This window comes from Paenibacillus sp. J22P143, assembly GCF_059692035.1.
In genome coordinates, this window is the sequence record NZ_JCAUAQ010000008.1 from 164,101 (window position 1) to 185,075 (window position 20,975).

The 20,975-nt window shown below is 51.0% G+C and carries 19 protein-coding genes and 2 pseudogenes; 9 read left to right on the forward strand and 12 right to left on the reverse strand.

The window, feature by feature from the left end:
- Nucleotides 1-34 precede the first annotated feature (34 nt).
- The 6 genes from AC58PQ_RS14980 to AC58PQ_RS15005 form a co-directional block, all read right to left on the reverse strand.
- Nucleotides 35-895, reverse strand: coding sequence for an aminoglycoside 6-adenylyltransferase (locus tag AC58PQ_RS14980; RefSeq protein ID WP_497242731.1), 861 nt, complete (start codon nucleotides 893-895; stop codon nucleotides 35-37).
- A gap of 25 nt (nucleotides 896-920) precedes the next feature.
- The gene (locus tag AC58PQ_RS14985; protein ID WP_497242733.1) at nucleotides 921-1,391 is read right to left on the reverse strand and encodes a hypothetical protein; all 471 of its coding nucleotides are present in this window, start codon (nucleotides 1,389-1,391) and stop codon (nucleotides 921-923) included.
- Between the two features lie 169 nt (nucleotides 1,392-1,560).
- A complete protein-coding gene (locus AC58PQ_RS14990; RefSeq protein WP_497242784.1) occupies nucleotides 1,561-2,181 on the reverse strand; it encodes a LysE family translocator in 621 nt (206 codons plus the stop codon).
- Nucleotides 2,182-2,184: 3 nt separating this feature from the next.
- A complete protein-coding gene (gene aguB / locus AC58PQ_RS14995) occupies nucleotides 2,185-3,060 on the reverse strand; it encodes an N-carbamoylputrescine amidase (protein ID WP_497242735.1) in 876 nt (291 codons plus the stop codon).
- Between the two features lie 5 nt (nucleotides 3,061-3,065).
- Nucleotides 3,066-4,106, reverse strand: coding sequence for an agmatine deiminase family protein (locus tag AC58PQ_RS15000; RefSeq protein WP_497242737.1), 1,041 nt, complete (start codon nucleotides 4,104-4,106; stop codon nucleotides 3,066-3,068).
- A 231-nt stretch (nucleotides 4,107-4,337) separates the two neighbouring features.
- Nucleotides 4,338-6,410, reverse strand: coding sequence for a dihydroorotate dehydrogenase (locus tag AC58PQ_RS15005; RefSeq protein WP_497242739.1), 2,073 nt, complete (start codon nucleotides 6,408-6,410; stop codon nucleotides 4,338-4,340).
- A gap of 108 nt (nucleotides 6,411-6,518) precedes the next feature.
- Between AC58PQ_RS15005 and hmpA the strand changes: the two genes are divergently transcribed.
- Nucleotides 6,519-7,736 carry an NO-inducible flavohemoprotein gene (gene hmpA / locus AC58PQ_RS15010; RefSeq protein ID WP_497242741.1) on the forward strand — a complete coding sequence of 406 codons (1,218 nt, stop codon included), beginning with the start codon at nucleotides 6,519-6,521 and terminating at the stop codon, nucleotides 7,734-7,736.
- A gap of 19 nt (nucleotides 7,737-7,755) precedes the next feature.
- Here hmpA and AC58PQ_RS15015 read toward each other — a convergent pair whose 3' ends face one another.
- From AC58PQ_RS15015 to AC58PQ_RS15025, 3 genes are all read right to left on the reverse strand, one after another.
- Nucleotides 7,756-8,265 carry a Crp/Fnr family transcriptional regulator gene (locus tag AC58PQ_RS15015; protein WP_497242743.1) on the reverse strand — a complete coding sequence of 170 codons (510 nt, stop codon included), beginning with the start codon at nucleotides 8,263-8,265 and terminating at the stop codon, nucleotides 7,756-7,758.
- A gap of 79 nt (nucleotides 8,266-8,344) precedes the next feature.
- Nucleotides 8,345-8,851, reverse strand: a complete 507-nt coding sequence (locus tag AC58PQ_RS15020; protein WP_497242745.1) for a hypothetical protein — start codon at nucleotides 8,849-8,851, stop codon at nucleotides 8,345-8,347.
- 139 nt (nucleotides 8,852-8,990) lie between these two features.
- Complete coding sequence (locus tag AC58PQ_RS15025) at nucleotides 8,991-10,166, reverse strand: ROK family protein (protein WP_497242747.1); 1,176 nt, start codon at nucleotides 10,164-10,166, stop codon at nucleotides 8,991-8,993.
- A 174-nt stretch (nucleotides 10,167-10,340) separates the two neighbouring features.
- Between AC58PQ_RS15025 and xylA the strand changes: the two genes are divergently transcribed.
- Nucleotides 10,341-11,660, forward strand: a complete 1,320-nt coding sequence (gene xylA / locus AC58PQ_RS15030; RefSeq protein WP_497242749.1) for a xylose isomerase — start codon at nucleotides 10,341-10,343, stop codon at nucleotides 11,658-11,660.
- Between the two features lie 137 nt (nucleotides 11,661-11,797).
- Here xylA and AC58PQ_RS15035 read toward each other — a convergent pair whose 3' ends face one another.
- Nucleotides 11,798-12,118 (reverse strand): YiaA/YiaB family inner membrane protein, encoded by a 321-nt coding sequence (locus AC58PQ_RS15035; RefSeq protein WP_497242786.1) that lies wholly within the window; start codon nucleotides 12,116-12,118, stop codon nucleotides 11,798-11,800.
- Nucleotides 12,095-12,274 (reverse strand): annotated as a pseudogene (locus AC58PQ_RS15040) (YiaA/YiaB family inner membrane protein); the annotation flags it as partial. The gene AC58PQ_RS15035 and the pseudogene AC58PQ_RS15040, both read right to left, overlap by 24 nt.
- Before the next feature lie 464 nt (nucleotides 12,275-12,738).
- Between AC58PQ_RS15040 and AC58PQ_RS15045 the strand changes: the two are divergent.
- From AC58PQ_RS15045 to AC58PQ_RS15070, 6 genes are all read left to right on the forward strand, one after another.
- Nucleotides 12,739-13,320: a TetR/AcrR family transcriptional regulator gene (locus AC58PQ_RS15045; protein ID WP_497242751.1), complete on the forward strand. Its 582-nt coding sequence runs from the start codon at nucleotides 12,739-12,741 to the stop codon at nucleotides 13,318-13,320.
- 68 nt (nucleotides 13,321-13,388) lie between these two features.
- Nucleotides 13,389-15,395: an alpha/beta fold hydrolase gene (locus AC58PQ_RS15050; RefSeq protein ID WP_497242753.1), complete on the forward strand. Its 2,007-nt coding sequence runs from the start codon at nucleotides 13,389-13,391 to the stop codon at nucleotides 15,393-15,395.
- A gap of 313 nt (nucleotides 15,396-15,708) precedes the next feature.
- On the forward strand, nucleotides 15,709-16,998 hold the full coding sequence (locus tag AC58PQ_RS15055; protein ID WP_497242755.1) for a LysM peptidoglycan-binding domain-containing protein: 1,290 nt from the start codon (nucleotides 15,709-15,711) through the stop codon (nucleotides 16,996-16,998).
- 154 nt (nucleotides 16,999-17,152) lie between these two features.
- Nucleotides 17,153-17,554 carry a hypothetical protein gene (locus AC58PQ_RS15060; RefSeq protein WP_497242757.1) on the forward strand — a complete coding sequence of 134 codons (402 nt, stop codon included), beginning with the start codon at nucleotides 17,153-17,155 and terminating at the stop codon, nucleotides 17,552-17,554.
- Nucleotides 17,555-17,695: 141 nt separating this feature from the next.
- Nucleotides 17,696-18,826 (forward strand): carbohydrate kinase, encoded by a 1,131-nt coding sequence (locus AC58PQ_RS15065; RefSeq protein WP_497242759.1) that lies wholly within the window; start codon nucleotides 17,696-17,698, stop codon nucleotides 18,824-18,826.
- Between the two features lie 4 nt (nucleotides 18,827-18,830).
- The gene (locus tag AC58PQ_RS15070) at nucleotides 18,831-19,745 is read left to right on the forward strand and encodes a pseudouridine-5'-phosphate glycosidase (protein ID WP_497242761.1); all 915 of its coding nucleotides are present in this window, start codon (nucleotides 18,831-18,833) and stop codon (nucleotides 19,743-19,745) included.
- Nucleotides 19,746-19,862: 117 nt separating this feature from the next.
- Here AC58PQ_RS15070 and AC58PQ_RS15075 read toward each other — a convergent pair whose 3' ends face one another.
- Nucleotides 19,863-20,453, reverse strand: coding sequence for a nitroreductase family protein (locus tag AC58PQ_RS15075; protein WP_497242763.1), 591 nt, complete (start codon nucleotides 20,451-20,453; stop codon nucleotides 19,863-19,865).
- A 201-nt stretch (nucleotides 20,454-20,654) separates the two neighbouring features.
- Here AC58PQ_RS15075 and AC58PQ_RS15080 point away from each other — a divergent pair.
- Nucleotides 20,655-20,975 (forward strand): annotated as a pseudogene (locus AC58PQ_RS15080) (hypothetical protein); the annotation flags it as partial.

Consider the following 20,975-nt stretch of genomic DNA (forward strand, 5'->3'; position numbering starts at 1 on the left):
TAATTTATTTTCATTACTCTCAAGAGTAATTTTATCACCTCTTTTTCTCCCGACTTCGCACTTCATGCAGATAAGCCCGCACGTTCCGTTCTTCCGAGTGAACGTATTCAATTTCCAACTGAGAAGCCACCTCTTGAGCCGTTTCACCAAACAGGTCACACATCACAAACAAGGCATTCCAAATGCTATCGTAATCCGCATTCGAATAGGTCGCTTTAAACGCTTGCCATTCGGCAGTAGTCAGGTGATTTGAGATGTATTTGCCGCATTTGCCCGCACTCATCGTAAAATCAGATCGCATCCCGATTTTCCACTCGATCATCTGGATGAGAACATTGCGGTTTATTTGCTCGTACATAAACATGACATAGGTCAACTCTTCGCGCCAAAGTCCCTTGGCTATATTCAAGCAGATCCACCAGAACTCATTGCAAGCCCCTTGAAATTGCTTCTCCGAAGGCCTGCGGATATGGTAGTCTCTGTCGCTCGATGTAGGAATTGACCCCACTGTTCCGTCTTTATCCAAAAGCAGTACGCTTAAGCTATCAGGCTTCATCAACTGCTGACGCTGGGCCATAGGGATTACTGTGAGATCGATTCGATTCCCATCTTGGAATTGCATAAGATATACGATGCGATCCGTAGGCTCCGATGGATACATTTCATTATCATCTGGCATCTGCAGGATAAGCCGCTCTCCGAACCGATCGATCCAGCCAAGATCAGCGCGGAAAGATTCCGTTTCCTGCACGAAGTAGACGATATCGTAATCCTGAAAATCATCCCGTGGCACATTCGGATTCGTGCGCGATCCATTCATCATAACCGCGCGGATTCGCTCGTCATGTCTTGCTGTATCTAGAATTAAGGTCATCATTTCTTGTTCACTCCGCATGCGCGCAGCCGGCCTCCTTTTTCCATCAAATAAGTACCATACATCTGCATGGTCCTTGTTCGATCCATACCAATTCAGAGGCTGTGATCTTTGTGTGTTCGATCTCTGTCGTTTCAAACTCTTGGATGCCTTGGCCAAAAGGAATCGACCATAATTCAACTGGGCTGACATGTGGGAGCTGATCTTTGAGATACTCGTAAAGCTGCTCCCTGCATTTCGCATCGAAGTTCCCGCCAACCCAATAAATATAAGGTTTGCTAATATAAGCATCTAGCCCATGAGGCGGGTATTTGCAAACAGCAATTTGCAGCCCATCCATATCAAATTTGTTGGCTGTATATCGTACCTCGAGCTCATCGTCCAGTTCGTCCCAAGGAACCGGACCCTGCGGTAGTGGATCCAGCTTCTTGATCTCCTTAACCTTCATAGTAACAAGCCCACTGAGATCAAGAACCGGTAGCGGCTGCTCAGCGGCGAGAAATTGAAAGACACTCATTTATGATCCTCCTTGGTTAACGCGATTCCCGGCCTAAGTTATGTACCACTGACTACTAGCAAGGAATAACTGTAAAAATTGTTGGGTGTGCGGCTTTTACCATATTGTCCCAATATATCATAAAGGTGTTTCTGAGGCTCATTCTGTTCGAGTGGTCACAAAAAAAAGACTACCCCCGAAAGAGTAGCCCCATCACTGCAAACAATCCAAACACCGTTAACATCGCACCTGAGATGCGATTGATCCAGAGGAACGCCGTGCCTTTGATCCGATCTCGCAGCAATCCAACCAGCAAACTCAACAGCAACCACCACAGCGCGGAGCCTGTGAAGACGCCAATTACGAGAGCAATCGCTGGCGCGAAGCCTGCATCCGCGCTATCCCCCAGCCCAAGTCCCGCGAAGGCACCAACGAATGACATGATGGTCATCGGGTTCGTAATCGTGAGCAGCAAGGTGGACGCATACGATTTGAACAACGTGTCACCTGTTGCCTTTGCTGCCTCTACTGCAGGCTTGGAGCGAAAGGTTTGCACGCCCAAATAGATGAGGAACAGACCGCCGACTAGCTGCAGGATCAGCTTTTGATCCAACAGGAAGCTGGTAATCAGTGTCAATCCGAACCCAGCAATAAAGCCATAGATGGCATCAGCCGTAGCTGCGCCCAACCCTGACAGAAAGCCATGCAAGCGTCCCAACGTCAGGGTTCTGCGCATACACAAGATCCCGATAGGCCCCACTGGTGCTGCAATCGAAAAGCCAAGCAGTAGTCCTTTTAACAACGGGATCAGCAATTAGAACACCTGCTCACCATCGTAAGTAGCGATTTTCTTATATAGATCCGGACGACGATCGCGGAAAATACCCCATTCGATCCGCTGGATTTCCAGCTGATCCAGGTCAAACTCGGCAACGAGAACCGTTTCCTCACCACGTCCAGCTTCTTGAACTAGATTGCCCTGCGGCCCTGCAATGAAGGACGAACCATAGAAGTTAATGCTGGAGTCTTCATCTTCTTCTTTACCAATCCGATTCGATGCGATAACCGGCATCAAATTACAAGCCGCGTGACCGCGCATGCACATTTGCCAGTGATCCTTGGAATCGATCGAGCCATCCTGCGGTTCTGAGCCGATTGCCGTTGGGTAGAATAGCAGCTCCGCACCCATCAATGCCATTACGCGCGCAGCCTCTGGGTACCATTGATCCCAGCAGACGCCTACGCCAATTTTGGCGTAGCGTGTTTTCCAAACCTTGAAGCCCGTATCGCCTGGGTTAAAATAAAACTTCTCCTCATACCCCGGACCGTCGGGGATGTGACTTTTGCGGTACGTCCCCATCACAGTGCCGTCGGCATCAATCACCGCTAGCGAGTTGTAGCGTGCGTAGTTCTTTTTCTCATAAAAGCTGATCGGCAATACGACCGCGAGTTCCTTCGCGATTTCACGGAAATGATTAATCGCTTTGTTCGTTTCCAACTCCGTTGCGAAGCGGTAGTAGTCGGATTTCTCTTTTTGGCAGAAATACGGCGTCTCGAACAGCTCTTGAATCAAAATAATTTGTGCACCTTTGGCCGCGGCTTCGCGAACCAATTTCTCCGCTTTGGCGATGTTTTCTTCTATGTTGTCAGAACAGCTCATTTGTGTGGCTGCTACAGTCACTTTTCTCAATGGAATCATCCTTTCTTGCTGGCTGGCATTTGCTGCGTCGTACAGTGTACATTGCCGCCTTCTTTAATGATGGACATGCCGTTAATCGTACGGATTTTACGGTCTGGGAATGCCGCTGCGAGCACCTCAATCGCCTTGCGATCCGTCTCCTCGGATGTCCCGCCAAACACCGGCAAAATAATGCCGCCGTTCACGAAATAAAAGTTCAAATAGCTAAGCGTCAAGCGCTGCTCTTCAAAGAACGTAAGCGGTGGCTGCTCGATTTGGATAATCTCAAATGAACGGCCTTTAGCATCTGTCGCGCTGCGGAGAATCTCTAAATTCTCCTGCGTAATTGCATAGTTGGCATCCGAAGGATCATTGCAGACTTGCAGAATGATTTTGCCTGGAGCTGCGAAGCATGCAATGTTATCCACGTGACCATCGGTCTCGTCCCCGTCCAGCCCTTTGTTCAGCCAGATAATTTTCTCCACGTTCACGAAATTGCGGACATGCTCCTCAATCTCCTCACGGCTTAGATCTGGGTTGCGGTTCGTGTTCAGTAAACATTCTTCGGTAGTCAAAAGAGTACCCTCCCCATCCACGTGGATGGAACCGCCCTCCATGACGAGCGGAGCGTCAAAACGCTTTACACCATGGTGCTCCGCGATTTGCGGGGCTACGTTATCATCGAGATCCCAAGGCGCGTATTTGCCGCCCCATGCATTGAATTTCCAATTTACAGCTGCGATTTCTTGCTGAGCGTTCAACACGAACGTCGGACCATTGTCGCGGAACCATGCGTCATTGTGCGGGATTTCTAGGAAATCTACATTTGACTCCGTAAACATCGCTTTCACTTGCTCCGCATCGGAAGGGTTAACGATCACGGTAACAGGCTCGAATTCAGCAATTGCCTTTGCCAAATCTGCGTAGCCTTGAGATACAACCGCGTGATCCTCTGGGTAAACCATGGATGCTTGTACAGGCCAAGAAATGAAAGTCCGCTCGTGCTCTGTCCACTCTGCTGGCATGCTATAGTTTAAATCTTTAGGTTTCGTCATCATCAGTCATCTCACTTTATCTTAAATTGGTAATGAAAATCGAATAAAAACATCGTCTCTCATCATAACTCAAAAGGAGCCTAGGCTCAATGTAATTAGTACCCTGTCTGCATATTTCCCATGACAAAATGATTCCTATTGACTTGTATCGTGTCCAAGTGCCGCATATTGATGCGGAAATCAAAGCGAGGCCACCCTGTTTAAGGGTGACCTCGTGCCTCGCGCTGACTATCCCTACCCACGATTTATTCGAACTGTCAAATACGGATACGTCAAATATAAGCCAGCTATATAAAGAAGGACGGCTATGTAAACAGGCAGCAAATGCACAAAATCCGTGTAACCAATATGCGCATGAACGAACAGTCCTGCCACAAAGCCCGGCAGCCCACCCCATAGGAATGTCCACCACAACCAGCCTTCACCTTGATTGATACCCCAAAGCGCCGAAGCGGTTATCGCCACTGCCAGTGAAAATAGTGCTCCGCCTAAGCCCGCACGATCATGGGCGATAAGGGGGATGATGGCATCACTCCAAGCAGACAGCTGTGAAGTGGTTAGCCCCAAATAGGCCAAATCACTCGGGACGAATACGTTCGTGATCCCGACGATTGATATGGTGAGTCCCCCGATCCCTAAGCCGAAGCCAAGTACCACGAAGCAGCATTGCCCCCACTGGGCTCTTAGCCAAACCCGATCATTTCGAAGACCTGGCGGCTTGCGAGACGGATGATCCCTCAAACCACGCAACGTAAGCAGCAGCATAGGCAGCAGAACAACCGCTGCAGCAGCATGAAGCGGATCGAAATATCCGTAACCGAGATAGAGAAAGAAACTGCTAAAGCCGACAACACAGGAAGATAGGACTGCGGTACGTGCCCAATGCAGCCCGTAGCGTAAGCCGTGATGCGCTAGCTGATAATAGAAAATACCAATGGAGATCATCGTCCCCGCTAAGGTGATGCGATCATGTGACATGAAATGAAGAAGGTGGGTATTGAAACGAATAATTTCACTGCGGGATCTGCCCAAAAACTCTTCATCATATGGCAGAAGCACCGTCGTTGCTGCGATCAACCATGCCAGAACACCGCCAATCATCATACCTAACCCCAGCAGGCTCATCCACCCCCAATTCGCCCAAAAGGATGGGGTGGGCGGAGAGGCTAGTGAAGGCAGGAAGGCTGGGATCTCCCCTTGTTGAGGAGTGATCGAAGGGTCGGAAGGTACTACGACAGCGGAGGTCACAGGAGATGTCATGCGATGATAAAGAACCGCTTCATTGATTCGCTTGGGCAACCCTGGCCCCGCGTAGACGAGCCCGCTGTGCAGCATGACGCTATTTGCTCCAGCTGCCAGCAGCGCGAGCGCATCCTCCGGCTGATGCACGCCGCCAGCCGCCACAATCGCACTACGCTCGCCCAGCGACTCGCGCAGCAGCCGGACCTTGCTCAGCTCCGCGCTGAGCAAAGCATCGCCGCCGCCTACGCGCTCGCGACGAGTGCCCGGCTCTCGCTGCGCGTCGCCGAGGACGACACCGCTGAAGCTTCGCGCGGTGTCCACGATGTCCCGCAGCTCCCCCTCGGGGACTTGCTGCGGCACATACAGCAGCACCGGCTTGCCCGGGGCTGCCGCTTGTGCAAGCTGGCGTACCTCCGCGAGGTACGCCAAGGCCTTGTCGGATGGCCAGCCTTCGGCAAGGCCATCAAGCACGAGCCCCGCCGCGTACGGCGCCAGCTTGGCGAGCAGCTCACGCTGCTCTTCAAGCGCTTCGCGCGGCGAGCTGCCCGGCATCGACCGCAGCCGCACGAAGTGCGGCAGGCGATGCCCCGTGCCCTTGCGCAGGCGCGCTGCGATCGCGTCCGCGCCGTCGTTGACATAGCCATCGGGGTAGACGATGGCTTCCTCCACAGAGACGCGCTCAATGGGCGCGGCGCTACTAACAGCTCGGACCGTCACGGGTCCGAGCTCGATGAAGCCGAGCCCGAACTGGGCGAGGGCCTTGTGTGCAGTGCCTTGCGGATCAAGCCCGCCGCTAAGCCCTACAGGGCAGGCAATCGGCACGCCTGCAAGCTCGCTCGCAAGTTGAGGCGACATTTCCATGTGACCCATCGTCCGGATCACGAAGGTACCGCCAGGAATGCGGCTTAGCCCGCCTATCGCATGCAGCGTGAGATCTCTTGCCTTCCGCGCACTAAACCGGAAAAGCAGCGGTTTAAATAACGTATGATACGACCAATCGGGCATAGGCCGCCTCCTCTTTTGGATGATATATCCAGTATACAGCGTAACCGTCCACCTGCCCATAGACACACTTTGTTACCATTTCCTGTGATTGTAATCACAGAGTTCCCCACCTTTTGTTCGCTATACTGAGGACATCAAGCCATTCTACCCGAAATGAGATGATCCCACATGCTAAGCGAACAAACCATTCGAGTGATTAAATCCACCGTGCCTGTACTCGAAGTTCATGGTGTAGCCATAACCAAACGCTTCTACGAGAGGCTCTTCACGACTCACCCAGAGCTGTTAAATCTATTTAATCATGCCAATCAAAAACAAGGCCGTCAGCAATCAGCACTTGCCAACGCCGTATACGCAGCTGCTGTACATATTGATCGGTTAGAAGCCATCCTGCCCGCGGTCAAACAGATTGCGCATAAACATCGCAGCCTAGGCGTCAAAGCAGAGCAATATCCCATCGTAGGCGAAAATTTGCTAGGAGCGATCAAAGATGTGTTAGGTGATGCGACGACGGATGAGATTCTTGGAGCTTGGGCTGAAGCTTACGGGGTCATTGCGAGTGCTTTCATAGGCGTTGAAGCAGACATGTATACGAATTCGGCTCAGCAGCCTGGGGGATGGACTGATTTCAGACCGTTCATTATCGCAAGCAAAAAAAGAGAAAGCGACGTCATTACGTCCTTCTACCTGACTCCGCAGGATAAGGGCCCTATAGCTGCATTTGAACCTGGACAATATGTCAGCATTCGTATTCAAATACCAGGTGAAGAGCACACGCATATTCGGCAATATAGCCTCTCACATGCACCTGGAAAGCCGTTCTATCGGATCACGGTTAAACGCGAAGACCCCAACCCTACCATGCCTGCGGGCAAGGTTTCCGTCTATTTGCACAACCAGGTTCAAGAGGGTGATGTTGTCTGGCTTTCCGCACCTGCAGGTGACTTTACATTTGATCCAGCCGATACGCGACCCATTACGCTTATCAGCGGCGGGGTTGGGCTCACCCCTATGGTGAGTATGCTCCACGTACTTACAACCACGCAGCCGGATCGTCAAGTTACCTTTATTCATGCCGCTCAGAATGGGGGGCATCATGCGCTTCGACAAGAGATCGAACAGCTTGCCGAGGCGCATCCTCAAGTGACCGTTGCTTGGTGCTATGCGGAGCCGACAACTGCTGATACCAGTGAGCAGGTTTATCACAAAGAGGGCTATCTCGATCTGCCATGGATTCAAAGCGTGGTGCCAACTGTGGATGGAAGCTTCTACTTCTGTGGACCCGTGCCGTTCATGAAAACAGTGAATCAAGCGCTCATCGCATGGGGCGTTCCGGAAGCGGACCGTCATTATGAATTCTTCGGTCCTGCTGGTGCACTTACTTAACAAGTTTAGGGAGAAGAGCCTAGTCGCTCTTTCTCCCTGTTTCCCGCAGCAGCCGATTCACGGTTTCGCGGCGAAGCCCGATGAACTGACCGATTTCTTCCTGGGTTAGCACGTCTGTCAGCTTCAAGGTTCCTATATACTGCCCAAACCATGTTTCCATTTTCACCAATTTAGCCGCTGGCGACATTTCGGTCAGTTGATCTATACGCTGCTGCATCATGCGCAGCTTCTCTTGTAATTGACGTGCGATCGTGCGAAAATGCTCCGGGCTGCGCTCCAAATCCTCATACCACTGTACAGCAGGCAGCACTTCGATCTCACTAGTTACCATCGCAATCGCAGTGGCATAGTAGGCACTTGGACTAATCAGCGAATGATGCGGAATCGTCTCACCCGGTACAATGATATTGACGAGCGTCGTATTCCCGTCTTCATGCAATCGGACGATTTTCAACAGACCCGCGTGCAGCTTGAATAGCGAGCCCGTCTCTCCTTGACGGAATAGGATTTCTCCCTTATGCAGCTTCATCTACCTATCTCCTTCTATTTGAAAAAAAAGCGACAGCACCTTAGGCTGATCGCTTTTCTTCATTTTCGCTATATGCTCACTATAGTTCTTTCTTCAAAGGCTCCAAGGGGGTCCGAATCAGCACAAGTACTTGTGCTATTTTCCCTGATAAGCTAACATACCATTTCAACTGCTCAACCTTGCCAATGAGCCAAATCGATACCAGTAGCCCTGTTAGCGATACGAAAACCGCAATCGGCAGTGCCCACATGGAGACAGGATGAGCGAAATAAGGGATGAATGAAACCGCCAAGATTGGCGCGGCATTCCATTTAAAAAATTGGATTAAGGTGATCGTCACAAGAGCAGTCAGGAAAAAGGAAATGGCGCCCGTGCTTATGGTATAAAAAAGACTGCCCATCGTCACCGCGATCATGGCTCCGATAATAATGCGGCGAATTTCCTTGATGTTATCTACCCGATGCATGAATAGAAAACTGAATGCCCCCAGCGTTGGATAAAAAACCATCTCCATCGATGGAAAGTGATAGGAAGCCCAATATGCTCCCATCAAATAGCAGCAAATCATAAGTGAACGAAGAAACATCGTTGGTTCCCGTCCTTTTCTATATGGGATTCATGAGGCCGTTCTAAACCAGACCCTTCCCATTTTACAAAATAGACAGAGATTCAGTCAATAACTTTACATATCATGTAAAGTCATTACCCCCTCGTATGTCGCTCAGCTAGCTCCGGTCCACGGACACCGTTGTCGAAGCAAAGAACTTCGCCACAGCAAAAGACGCCGCCCCAAGCACTGTCGACCGATCATGAAGCTCCGAAAACTCCACCTTCAGCTGCTTGCGCGGATGCGGCAGAGATCGTTTCTCCAGCAGCTCCAGCAATGGCTTCATGAGCCACTTCTCCCCACCGGCAAGTCGCCCGCCTAGAATAATAAATTCCGGATTATACCCGTTAATGATGTTCACCACACCGACCCCAAGGTAGTAGCCCAGCCGCTCAAAAAGCGAAATGACCTTCGCGTCGCCGCTTTCGGCTTTACTAAGCATACTTTCTAGGTCGACTTCGTGCCCTAGCTCTTGCCCCGCTTGCTCCAATAACGCATGCTCCGATGCGTAAAGCTCCCAGCAGCCAAAGCTGCCGCAGCGGCATTTGGGCCCGTCATGCTGAATCGAGATGTGGCCGATCTCGCCGGAGAATCCCGTCGCCCCGCGGTACAGCTCGTTTTTAATAATAATGCCCGCACCGATTCCCATACCGATGGATACGTAAATGAGGTTCGCAGTGTCTTTGCCTGCGCCAAACTGTTTTTCGCCCACTGCCCCAGCATTCGCTTCATTATCAATCACAACCGGGAGTCCGAATTCAGCTTCCAACTGGCTCTGTAGCGGTACATTTTCCCAGCCCAGATTCGGGGCAAACAGCAAATTCCCTTCCTCATCGCAGATGCCTGGCACGCCAAGACCGATGCCAATAACGCCATAAACGCTCTCTGGCGCAGTTTCAATTAGCTCGCGAATCGTCGTTTTTAGCAGGTGGGTTACCTGCTTCACGGATTCATTGTGATGCTGGATGCGATTCTCGCGAATCACTTTCCCCGTCAAATCCGTGAGCACAGCCAAGATATCATGCACGCCAAGATCAACGCCAATCGAATATCCCGCCGTTCCGTTAAAAAGCAGCATCATCGGCTTACGCCCGCCGCTCGATTCCCCGACACCAATTTCTTCTACGAGAGAACTCTCGATGAGCTCGTTCACTAGACTAGACACTGTCGCCTTCGTCAGCCCCGTTATCTCAGCAATTCTAGCGCGTGAAATCGGTGAATCTGTGCGAATGTGATGCAGTACGATCGTTTTATTTATTTTTTTCACGAGGTTCAAGTCGCCTGTTTGTTTCATTGGTTATCCTCCATACCGTTCCAAATGCTGCGAGTCATCGCTATGGAAATGATTCTAACATAGAAGACTTTTTCGCGCATCAACTAAGTTTGTTTAATGAATTTACAAACTATTCGAATGATGCTATGATGACTTCATAAGCATTTATCATTCATTTATACGGAGGCTGAATTCATGAGCTACTTTGACAACATTCAACCAGTTAATTACGAGGGCCCGACATCCACGAACCCACTTTCCTTTAAATTTTATAACCCAGATCAAGTGATTCTAGGCAAAACAATGCGTGACCATATGCGTTTCGCAGTCGCTTACTGGCACTCCTTCTCTGCTAATGGTTCTGACCCATTCGGCGCTGGCACTAACATCCGTGCTTGGGACAAATACGACGGCTTAGAGCTGGCGAAGGCTCGCGTTGACGCTTGCTTCGAGCTTCTAAACATTCTAGGTGTGGACTACTTCGCATTCCACGATCGCGATATCGCGCCTGAAGGCAGCACCCTGCAAGAAACCAATGCCAACCTCGACGAAATCGTTGGTTTGATCAAAGATAAAATGGCTTCCACAGGCAAAAAGCTGCTTTGGAATACAGCGAACATGTTCACCAACCCGCGCTTCGTTCACGGTGCAGCTACTTCCAACAATGCTGAAGTTTTTGCTTATGCAGCAGCACAAGTGAAAAAAGCTTTGGATCACGCCAAAGAGCTTGGCTCTGAAAACTACGTATTCTGGGGCGGCCGTGAAGGTTACGAAACGCTTTTGAACACGGATCTTGGTCTTGAACTCGACAACCTTGCTCGCTTCTTGCACATGGCTGTTGATTATGCCAAAGAAATCGGCTACACAGGTCAATTCTTGATCGAGCCTAAACCAAAAGAGCCTTCCAAGCACCAATACGATTTCGATGCAGCGACAACTCTTTCATTCTTGCAAAAATACGACCTGCTTCCTTACTTCAAATTAAACCTTGAAGCTAACCATGCAACGCTTGCAGGTCACACGTTCGAGCACGAGCTTCGTGTTGCTCGCGTTAACGGCATTCTTGGTTCCATCGACGCTAACCAAGGCGACTTGTTGCTAGGTTGGGATACCGATGAGTTCCCAACTGACCTGTACTCGACAACTATGGCGATGTACGAAATTCTTTTGAACGAAGGCGGCATCGGCCGTGGCGGCGTGAACTTTGACGCGAAAGTTCGTCGTACTTCCTTCGAGCCAATCGACGTTGTGTATGCTCACATCGCTGGTATGGACGCATTCGCTCGCGGCTTGCAAGTGGCAGCTAAATTGATCGATGATAAAGTTTTCGACAACATCCTTGACACGCGCTACGGTTCCTTCAAGTCCGGCATCGGCGCAGACATCGTGTCTGGCAAAGCGGACTTCAAGTCACTAGAAGCTTATGCACTTGCAAATAACGGACCGATCGTGAACCAATCTGGCCGTTTGGAATTAATCAAAGCGACTGTGAATCAATACTTGCTTAACGCTTAATCGATGTAAATGTGAAAATCCCGCTTCAGCCGTTGGCTGGGGCGGGATTTTTGTGACTTTGGGCTTCGAGGAGTATGCCGCCGCGGTCATGGCAAACTTTTTGGCGATAGATAAGTTAGAATTCTACCGACTTATGACTACTCTTCCATTTTGATTTCATTTGAATGGGAAGCTGCATGTACGTGCTGAACAGGGTTCAATGCATCGTCATCGTTGTTATCACGAACTGTTTTTTGCAGAACAAACGAAGACATTGTCAGAAACAAAGCCGTTACGGCGTAGTACCCTTTGACGGAAAGAATCTGCTCCAAGTTAATAATCCCGATGAACATGCCCAGTAAGGCTAAAGCGAAGGAGCTCCACGCCAAGAATGTAAAAGCCGATGTATTCCGTTTGCGAGATTCGTACCCATCTTCCAAATTGTCTCGAATGACCTTCTGGAGCACGAACGCCGACATGGTAAGAAACAGCGCACATACCGCAAAATACCCCTTCACGCTAAGCGATTCCTCGAGTGTATATATCCCAATAAACATTGCCACAAAAGCTCCAATAAAAGACGCCCACGCCATAAAAGTAAATGCCGTTGTATTCCTTTTCCGCTGATTCATCATAGTAAAATCCCCCTATCGTTGCCCTGCAACGAGTTATGAATGACTTGCTCTTGTTACTTAGTATAGGGTGCTTTGTCTGTTCTAACTAGTACTATCTTCCAATAGTACCTACTCCTAAGACTTCATAACATGAAGTGTGCTTAAAACCACCGTGGCTCCCTAGTGATGAAATTCAACCTTACAGCACACATTTGCGCGCAAACAGGCGCTGTAGTGATGAAAAACATCACTACAGCTCAGATTGGCAGCTGAAACGAGCCCTTTCTTGCTCCCTAGTGATGAAATTCAACCTTACAGCACGCATTTGCGCGCGAACTGGAGCTGTAGTGATGAAAAACATCACTACAGCTCGTATTGGCAGCTAAACAGGAATTTAGCTGCCTCTAGTGAAAAGCCACGCCCCCTCCTCTCAACTTTGCCTATCCGAATTGACACCCTCTTTTTAGTACTGTATAGTACTACTCATGACAAAGACAAAAAAGATTACCAATCGAGATGTTGTACTCCAGACCGCTATGAACCTCTTTCTGACCAAAGGCTATTTGGCCACGAGTATGGACGAAATTGTGCTCGCTAGTTCGGTATCCAAAACGAATATTTACTATTATTTCAAAAGCAAGGAAGAACTCCTGGCCGCGATTCTCGATCAGCTTATCCAGACCTATTCACAGCAGTTGCAAGACATCGCTGCCCGATCAGACTTACGTGTGCAGGAGCGTTTTGATCTGTTCCTTCAAAGCATGACAGGCTCCGAAACTAGTTTCTTAGCCGGTTGCCCCTTCCTCACCCTGTATACGCAAATGCCCCAGGAGGCGGACGAACTCAGACGGAAAGTAGGCTTATTTTTTCAGGATCAAATGCACCTGGTCGAAGGCCTGCTCGTCGAAGGTGTACGCAAAGGGGAGTTCTCTTCTACACTTCCTACAAAAGCTGTCGCTGGACTCATCGTCTCAACGCTCGAAGGCGCTCTATTTCTACAGCATGCGAATCGAGATCCGGCTTTGCTAGGTCAGACGCTTACTACTTTAGCTCATTTGCTAAAGTAATTTTTTTGATCACCATTAGTACTAAATAGTACTAATAATTAAATGGAGACGAAACGGAGGCTATTCAATTGGCACATATTTTTATGACTGGCGGTACAGGATTTATCGGAACCCACACGTTAGACCAGCTTTCCCGTGAGAATCACACGGTGTTTGTGCTCGTTCGGTCAAGATTGCGTTGGGAGCAGATTTGTAAGGGACTTGGATGGGCAGATCAAGCTGAGTTGGAAACTGCTGCAGCATCCACGCGTATGCTCGAAGCTGACACTATCTCCAGCCGAGTCTGCCCTGTAATTGGCGATTTAAGCATGCCGGGTCTTGGTTTGAGCCCTTCTGACAGGGAAAAGGTCCTGACAGCAGATGTTATCATCCATGCGGGCGGACCGATGGATATCCAGATCAGTGAGAACGAGGCACGCGTGGTTTTCCTGCAAGCTGCGGAAGAAATGCTACGATTGGCTGCGGACATTCAGCAGCGCGCGGGATTAAAGCATTTTATCCATGTGGTTGGCTTCAAAAGCCCTTGGACAGATGAGAATATTCACAATCCCGCTCCCCTGATCGCGCATTTGGAACAAGGGCCGCCTTATGAGCTTATGAAATGCCTCGCAGATTTACGCATTCGGGAAGGTGCTAAGGCGTTGGGATTTCCTCTTTCTATCGTTCATCCTAGTGTTGTCATCGGCAGCTCGCTGCATGGAGAAACGCCTCAAACCGGCGGTCTCGGCATTCTCGTCCGTGCTACCGCGCGCGGCTTGATGTCTATCGTCCCCGGCGGCTCTACACATTGGTTGCCGCTTGTCCATGTCGATCACGTCGCCTCCTTCATCAACTTATTAACGAAAGAGTCGACAATCCCATCTACGCAAACCTACTATTTGTTGGATGATCCCAAGGTGAGCCCTTCCATGCAGGGTCTAGTTTCCATGATCGCCAAAGAATTGCGTGTCGGTAAGCCTCACGGATCGATCTCTCCTAAGTTGCTGATTAAAGTATTAGGCACATCATTAGGACAAAAGCTTGGTATTCCGAAGGAATCTCTAGAGTTTATCGTGAAAACGAACGCTCCTTTTCAAATTGCACCGAAAGAAAGCCTACTGCGCAAATATAGGCTCCCGAACAACGTTCACCGTGAGATGCTGCCTTTTACGATTGCGGACCTTGATTTTCAGCTGGTGCATGGGCACATGCCTAGTGAGGGATTTGTGCGAGGGAAGCGAGGGCCTCTGGCTAGTCTGGAGCGGAGTGGGACGCTTGAGCGGCGTGCAACAGAGCAGAGTCTGGAACAGAGTGAACTAGGGCGAGTGCCCTGGAGTGACGCCAATCAGCCTAATCCGAGCGTAGAACGCATGCCTTTCGCGCGGCCAAAGTCCACCCTCCTCTTCGTGCACGGCACGTTGAGCGGAGCGGATTGCTTGCTCCCTTTGGCCGCGCAATTCCCAGAGCACGACGTCTGCCTGGTCGATCTGCCAGGCGTAGGGCGTTCGCCCTACCATCACACTGCCGACGTGATGGAGGGCCACATCGCAGCGCTCGTCGAAGCGATCCGCGCTTTCGACAGCCCGGTTACGCTCGTGGGCCACTCGCTGGGCGGCCTCCTAGCCGCCCACGCCTACGCTCGCGTACCGGAGCGGATCCACAGGCTGCATCTGCTGCAGCCTGCCCTGCAACCCGCCGCGCGCAGGTACCGCAGCGCGCGTCTCAACCTTCTCGCGCTGCGCTGGCTGCGCGAGAAAGACCTGCGGAAGCAACTGCTAACGCAGGGCTGCTTCACGGACATAAGTGACATACCGACTTCGTATGTCACTTATGTACTGCAAGAGCTGCAGTCACCGCGTGTGCGGAGGACGACTGCAGATACCCTCTCTGCGCTGGCCCGCGCAGAGGGGATTCCCCCGCAGCAGCTGGCGGAGCTGCTGCGGAATGCCTCGATCCTGTGGGGCACACAGGATCGCGCATTCACTTTGGCGGAGGAGCTTCGCTCCGCCCGCGTGCTCGAAATCGGGGCAGCGCACCATTTCCCCATCTCGCATCCCGAGCTGACAGCCCAGCTGCTGCGGCAACAAGGTCTATAGGCCTTTATCCATTACACGCCCGACATTATAAGCTCGCCTGTCTGCCCATGCACTGGGTCCGGATAGGCGAGCTCTTCATCTTTTTCACCCAAGACATTCACCTATCGCCTACTAGCCGAATAACATAGGAGAAAACCTTCATCAAGGCCATTCCAGGGATGAAGTGGAAGAAAACAGGCTCGGATACAGTCATTTCCGACTTCCCATCTCCTGAGCCTCCCACTTTGGGCGTCTCAGTTGCGCTTTAGCGAGTTTCACCTACTGAGACTGCCTTAGGGGAGGCTCGGTCATCTTTTTCAAGGAGGAAAACCCTATGCAAATTCACGTTGTCCAAAAGGGACAAACGTTGTATCGCATTTCACAAACCTATGGCGTGTCGGTCGAAGAAGTGGCAGCGGCGAATGAGTTGACCCCCAGTCAATCGTTAGTCATCGGACAGGCATTAGTTATTCCGATTGTCGGCTCCTACTATTGGGTGCAGCCTGGCGAGGGCTTGTATCGAATCGCACAAAAGCTCGGCGTAGATTTAGACACACTTGCTTCTATCAATGGACTTACGTTATATCAACCATTGCCGGTCGGTTTCCGATTGTATATCCCCCCAACCCCTCGTACACAAGCCGAGGTAAATGCTTATATTGAACCTAGAGGCGCCGATGTGTCGCCCATTCTCGTTCAAGCTGCTCGGGAAGCGGCACCTCATTTGACCTACTTAGCTCCTTTCAGCTTCCGTATTAACCGAGATGGTACCTTGGTCAATCCGCCGCTTAACCATATGCGAGAAATCGCTCAGCAGCATGGCGTCACCCTGATGATGGTGCTCACCAACCTTGAGAATGATCAATTCAGTGCAGAGCTTGGACACGTTATCCTAACGGACGAAGCTGTACAAAATCGCCTGCTCCAAAACATCGAAACAACAGCGGAGAAGCTCGGGTTTAAAGATATCCATTTTGACATTGAACATCTGCTACCAGCGGATCGGGAGGCTTACAACAGCTTCCTGCGCAAAGCGGTGGATCGCTTTCATCGCAAGGGGTACCTGGTCTCCACGGCACTCGCGCCAAAAACAAGTGCCACACAAGCCGGAGCTTGGTATGAAGCCCACGATTACAAAGCGCATGGCCAAATTGTTGATTTTGTCATCATCATGACCTATGAATGGGGCTACAGCGGGGGGCCACCTATGGCCGTTTCCCCTATCGGTCCTGTTCGTAAGGTGCTGGAGTATGCTCGCAGTGAAATGCCCTCTTCTAAAATCATGATGGGGCAAAATTTGTACGGCTACGACTGGACGTTACCCTTTGTACAAGGAGGCGCCTACGCCAAAGCAATATCTCCGCAGGCTGCCATCGATTTAGCCCGCAAATACAACGCGCAGATTTTGTACGACTACACCGCGCAGGCTCCTCATTTTAACTATTGGGATGAAGCTGGCAAGGAACACACGGTTTGGTTTGAGGATGCACGCTCGATACAAGCTAAGTTCCGTTTGATTCAAGAGCTCAGTCTGCGCGGTATTAGCTATTGGAAGCTGGGACTCAAGTTCCCGCAGAACTGGCTGTTGCTTGAAGAAAATTTCAAAGTCGTAAAACGCAGTTAACATGTAGAAGCCCCCTTCCCGTAAGCGCGGGAAAGCTGGGGCTTTTCCCGACATCCAAGCCTTCTCTCCCTGCATAACTTCTCGTTCCCGGGGGAATATATGCTTACCTACACTGAATGACCCCTATCTACTAAATCCTTGGAGGCATGGAATAATGGTTCGTTCTATCAAATTAGCTTCTATTTCATTTCTTACTTTTTCTCTACTGCTCGGGGCACATCAATATCGGCTGCATGCGCATAATCACGATCAGCACCTGTCACAGACCGAAAACCTGAAAAGCTTGAAGACAGGCTCTGCCACCATGTATCAGACCAACCCCTTTGGTATGCCAGGGGCAGACACGCGATTACTCCCTGCTGCTAACTTGAACGGTCATGCAGCTGCTTATGGAATTACACCGCCAACGGCATTACGTGTTTCAACCCTGCAAGCTCAGTCCGTTGTCGCTGCGCCAAAAGATAAAACCAGACACTGGTACAGCTACCTAGGTTTATTGGGCTTACTCGGTTTACTTGGACTGGGATCCCGCTCCAATTCTGCTTATTCGGAATAGCTTTAGGGCCAAATAATAGCCTAGTTCCTGATCTGGGAACGGGCTTTTTCGCATGTTTTTTTAGACAAATGTTTATATGATAGACTTTTGTTTTAGGGTGCGATAAGATAAGGATAGAACGACGAAAGAGGGGAGCTTCCCATGGATCGTGAACAGCAAATTCTAGCGCTTATCCGTCAAAATCCATTCATTTCCCAGCATGAAATGGCCGGCATTATCGGTATCTCCCGATCCGCCGTGGCTGGTTATATTGCTTCGCTGACCAAAAAGGGAACGATTCGGGGCAGAGCCTACGTCACCTCGGATGAACAGATGGTTGTCTGCATTGGCGGAGCGAATCTCGACAGTAAAGCCATTAGCAAGCAATCGATCCGCTTAGCTTCCTCCAATCCCGTGACCGTTACCGAATCCTGCGGCGGCGTTGCTCGCAATATCGCTGAAGCACTAGCTGGATTAGCTTGTCAAACGGCACTTATAACGGTGGTTGGTGATGATAAAGCAGGCCAGTGGGTGCTTGAAGAAACGAGACGTCGAGGTGTCGACGTCAGCCAAGCCATCGTGCTTAAGGGAGCGAATACGGGGTCATACACCGCCCTTCTCGACACTTCAGGCGAGATGTTTCTCGCTTTTGCCAATATGGACATTTATGATACATTCACGACTGCGATGCTCAGGGACAAATGGTCCCATATTGCCGCCGCCAAGCTCGTGATCGCGGACACGAATCTACCGAGTGACACCTTAGAGGAGTTAATCCGTCGATGTCAGGCGGAGGATATACCGCTCTTCATCGATCCCGTTTCCCCGGAGAAGGCGAAAAAGCTTCCGTTCGATCTTTCCGGTGTGACGGCCATTTTCCCGAATTTAGAGGAAGCCGTTCAATTAGCTCATACGCCTTTAACCACAGACCAGGATGTCATTGATATGTTCTATGTAGAGCCTGACCGCACGAAAGTTGCTGGGAGCATTCGAGAACGCGGCGTGAAGCATGTTTTCATTACGCTAGGCAGCCAAGGTGTCCTCTATGTAGGTGAAGAAGATGAACAATTCTTCGCTCCGATTCCAACCCATGTGGTTGAGGTTACGGGTGCTGGCGATGCTTTTTTGGCTGGTATTGTCTACGGCGTTACCCGTCAACAATCGTATTTAAAATCTTGTGAATACGGCCTTGCAGCTGCGCACATTACTCTTCAAACCAGTCAATCCACGTCCAGCGAGCTGAACGAGGAACGCATGCAACTTACGATAAACACCATGCTTAAAGGAGATTAATCCCATGCTAACTACCTCATACTTAACTTTTACCGATGAAGTGAAAGAAGCGCTTGCGAACAATAAACCGATCGTAGCGTTGGAAACGACGATTATTTCTCATGGCATGCCTTACCCGCAAAATATCGAAATGGCGAAAAAGGTGGAACAAATCATCCGCGATAACGGCGCTGTTCCGGCAACGATCGGCATTATGGATGGCAAAATCAAGATCGGCTTAAACGAGCAGGAGCTCGAAGCTTTCGCGACGAACGCCCATGTTGAAAAAGTGAGCCGCCGCGACTTCCCGTATATCCTCTCTTCTGGCAAAATTGGCGCAACCACGGTATCCGCGACGATGATCGGCGCAGCTTTAGCGGGCATCGAAGTGTTCGCTACCGGCGGCATCGGCGGTGTTCACCGCGAGGGAGAATCCTCGATGGACGTCTCTGCTGACTTGACGGAGCTTGCGGCGACCAACGTCGCCGTTGTCTGCGCCGGCGTCAAATCGATCCTCGATATTGGGCGTACGCTCGAGTATTTGGAAACCCACGGCGTGCCCGTGGTTGGCTACCAAACGAGCGAGTTCCCGTCCTTCTACGCCCGCGAGAGCGGCTATGGCGTAGACTTCCGCCTCGATGAGGCGGCTGATGTGGCTGCCATGCTCCGCACGAAGTGGGAGCTGTCCTTACGCGGCGGCGCCGTCATCGCCAACCCGGTCCCAGCGGAATCCGCTATGGACCATGTCGAAATCGAAGCCGTCATCCAGCAAGCGCTGAATGAGGCCAAAGAGCAGAACGTGACCGGCAAGAAGGTCACGCCATTCTTGCTAGCGCGGATCAAACAGCTGACCGAAGGGCGCAGCCTGGAGACGAACATCGCGCTCGTTTATCACAATGCGCAGACCGCTGCAAGGATTGCGGTTGCGTTGAAGAACTAAAATAAAGGGACATCACTTCTTTAAGATGATATGGACGGGTTACGTGCCATTCATCGTCAGAGAGGGATGTCCCTTTTTACTTTAACTTGAACGCCTCTTCGGAAGTGGGCGCGGTGATTACTCCGTGATCCATTGTGTTTTTAATGCAAAGGGAACACGTGCTGCCTTCGTAGGCATGGTTCCTTCAGGGTAACCAATGTAGATGAAGCCGACCATCTCTTCTTTGCCTGAGAGACCGAAATTCTCTTGCATTTTCGGATGGTACGTGGGATCGCCGGTACGCCAGATGGTGCCCAAGCCCAGCGCATGTGCAGCTAGCATCATATTCTGTACGGCGCAGTGAACAGCCGCATATTCCTCAATCACGGGCACGACTGGCTTCTCTGCTGGGGAGACCGCCACTGCGATCACGAGCGGAGCTCGAAACGCTTTCTTCTCATTGCTGCTGCGCAGCTGCTCTTCTTCGTCCTCAGACAGTGCCGCATCTGCACCTGCCTTCGCTTCCGCAATGGCGACCTCGGCATAGCCACGTCCCAGTAGCTTTCTGCCTTCGCCTGACATCACCCAGAACCGCCAAGGTTCCGTATTCGCATGATTCGGTGCCCAGACAGCAGCTTCCAATATCTCTTCAATCAGCGCGTGTTCGATAGGGTCCTGCTTGAGTTTCCCAATACTGCGTCGCTGACGAATCGCTTCTTTCACATCCATGCTTCTCACTCCCATTTCGATTGAATTGTTTGCAGCTTGGTCGCTCGCAGAGCAGTGCGCGTTGATGCTCTGGCTGTAACGCCCTTTTTGGGCGTTACAGACGGACAGCTGCCGACTTACGGCGGTCGTTAGGCCCCTTTTGGGCCTTACGCAGGGCAATCGTGCCACTTCGGCGGCATTGCTGGCACTGTAACGCCCTTTTTGGGCGTTACGGGCGGACAGCCGCCGACTTACGGCGGTCGTAAGGCCCCTTTTGGGCCTTACGCAGGGCAATCGTGCCACTTCGGCGGCATTGCTGGCACTGTAACGCCCTTTTTGGGCGTTACGGGCGGACAGCTGCCGACTTATGACGGTCTTAAGGCCCCTTTTGGGCCTTATGCGGGGCAATCACGCCACTTCGGCGGCATTGCCGGCACTGTAACGCCCTTTTTGGGCGTTACGGGCGGACAGCCGCCGACTTACGGCGGTCGTAAGGCCCCTTTTGGGCCTTACGCAGGGCAATCGTGCCACTTCGGCGGCATT

Excerpts from the sequence above, each read along its gene's own strand:
- AC58PQ_RS15005 (WP_497242739.1), bottom strand. The coding sequence starts at position 6,410 with ATGGGCAGGTGGACGGTTACGCTGTATACTGGATATATCATCCAAAAG.
- AC58PQ_RS15000 (WP_497242737.1), bottom strand. The coding sequence starts at position 4,106 with ATGATGACGAAACCTAAAGATTTAAACTATAGCATGCCAGCAGAGTGG.
- AC58PQ_RS15020 (WP_497242745.1), bottom strand. The coding sequence starts at position 8,851 with ATGTTTCTTCGTTCACTTATGATTTGCTGCTATTTGATGGGAGCATAT.
- AC58PQ_RS14980 (WP_497242731.1), bottom strand. The coding sequence starts at position 895 with ATGCGGAGTGAACAAGAAATGATGACCTTAATTCTAGATACAGCAAGA.
- AC58PQ_RS15035 (WP_497242786.1), bottom strand. The coding sequence starts at position 12,118 with ATGTCGGCGTTCGTGCTCCAGAAGGTCATTCGAGACAATTTGGAAGAT.
- AC58PQ_RS15060 (WP_497242757.1), top strand. The coding sequence starts at position 17,153 with ATGGTTCGTTCTATCAAATTAGCTTCTATTTCATTTCTTACTTTTTCT.
- AC58PQ_RS15075 (WP_497242763.1), bottom strand. The coding sequence starts at position 20,453 with ATGGATGTGAAAGAAGCGATTCGTCAGCGACGCAGTATTGGGAAACTC.
- AC58PQ_RS15045 (WP_497242751.1), top strand. The coding sequence starts at position 12,739 with ATGACAAAGACAAAAAAGATTACCAATCGAGATGTTGTACTCCAGACC.
- AC58PQ_RS15015 (WP_497242743.1), bottom strand. The coding sequence starts at position 8,265 with ATGAAGCTGCATAAGGGAGAAATCCTATTCCGTCAAGGAGAGACGGGC.
- xylA (WP_497242749.1), top strand. The coding sequence starts at position 10,341 with ATGAGCTACTTTGACAACATTCAACCAGTTAATTACGAGGGCCCGACA.
- hmpA (WP_497242741.1), top strand. The coding sequence starts at position 6,519 with ATGCTAAGCGAACAAACCATTCGAGTGATTAAATCCACCGTGCCTGTA.
- AC58PQ_RS14985 (WP_497242733.1), bottom strand. The coding sequence starts at position 1,391 with ATGAGTGTCTTTCAATTTCTCGCCGCTGAGCAGCCGCTACCGGTTCTT.
- AC58PQ_RS15070 (WP_497242761.1), top strand. The coding sequence starts at position 18,831 with ATGCTAACTACCTCATACTTAACTTTTACCGATGAAGTGAAAGAAGCG.
- AC58PQ_RS15065 (WP_497242759.1), top strand. The coding sequence starts at position 17,696 with ATGGATCGTGAACAGCAAATTCTAGCGCTTATCCGTCAAAATCCATTC.
- AC58PQ_RS15055 (WP_497242755.1), top strand. The coding sequence starts at position 15,709 with ATGCAAATTCACGTTGTCCAAAAGGGACAAACGTTGTATCGCATTTCA.
- AC58PQ_RS15025 (WP_497242747.1), bottom strand. The coding sequence starts at position 10,166 with ATGAAACAAACAGGCGACTTGAACCTCGTGAAAAAAATAAATAAAACG.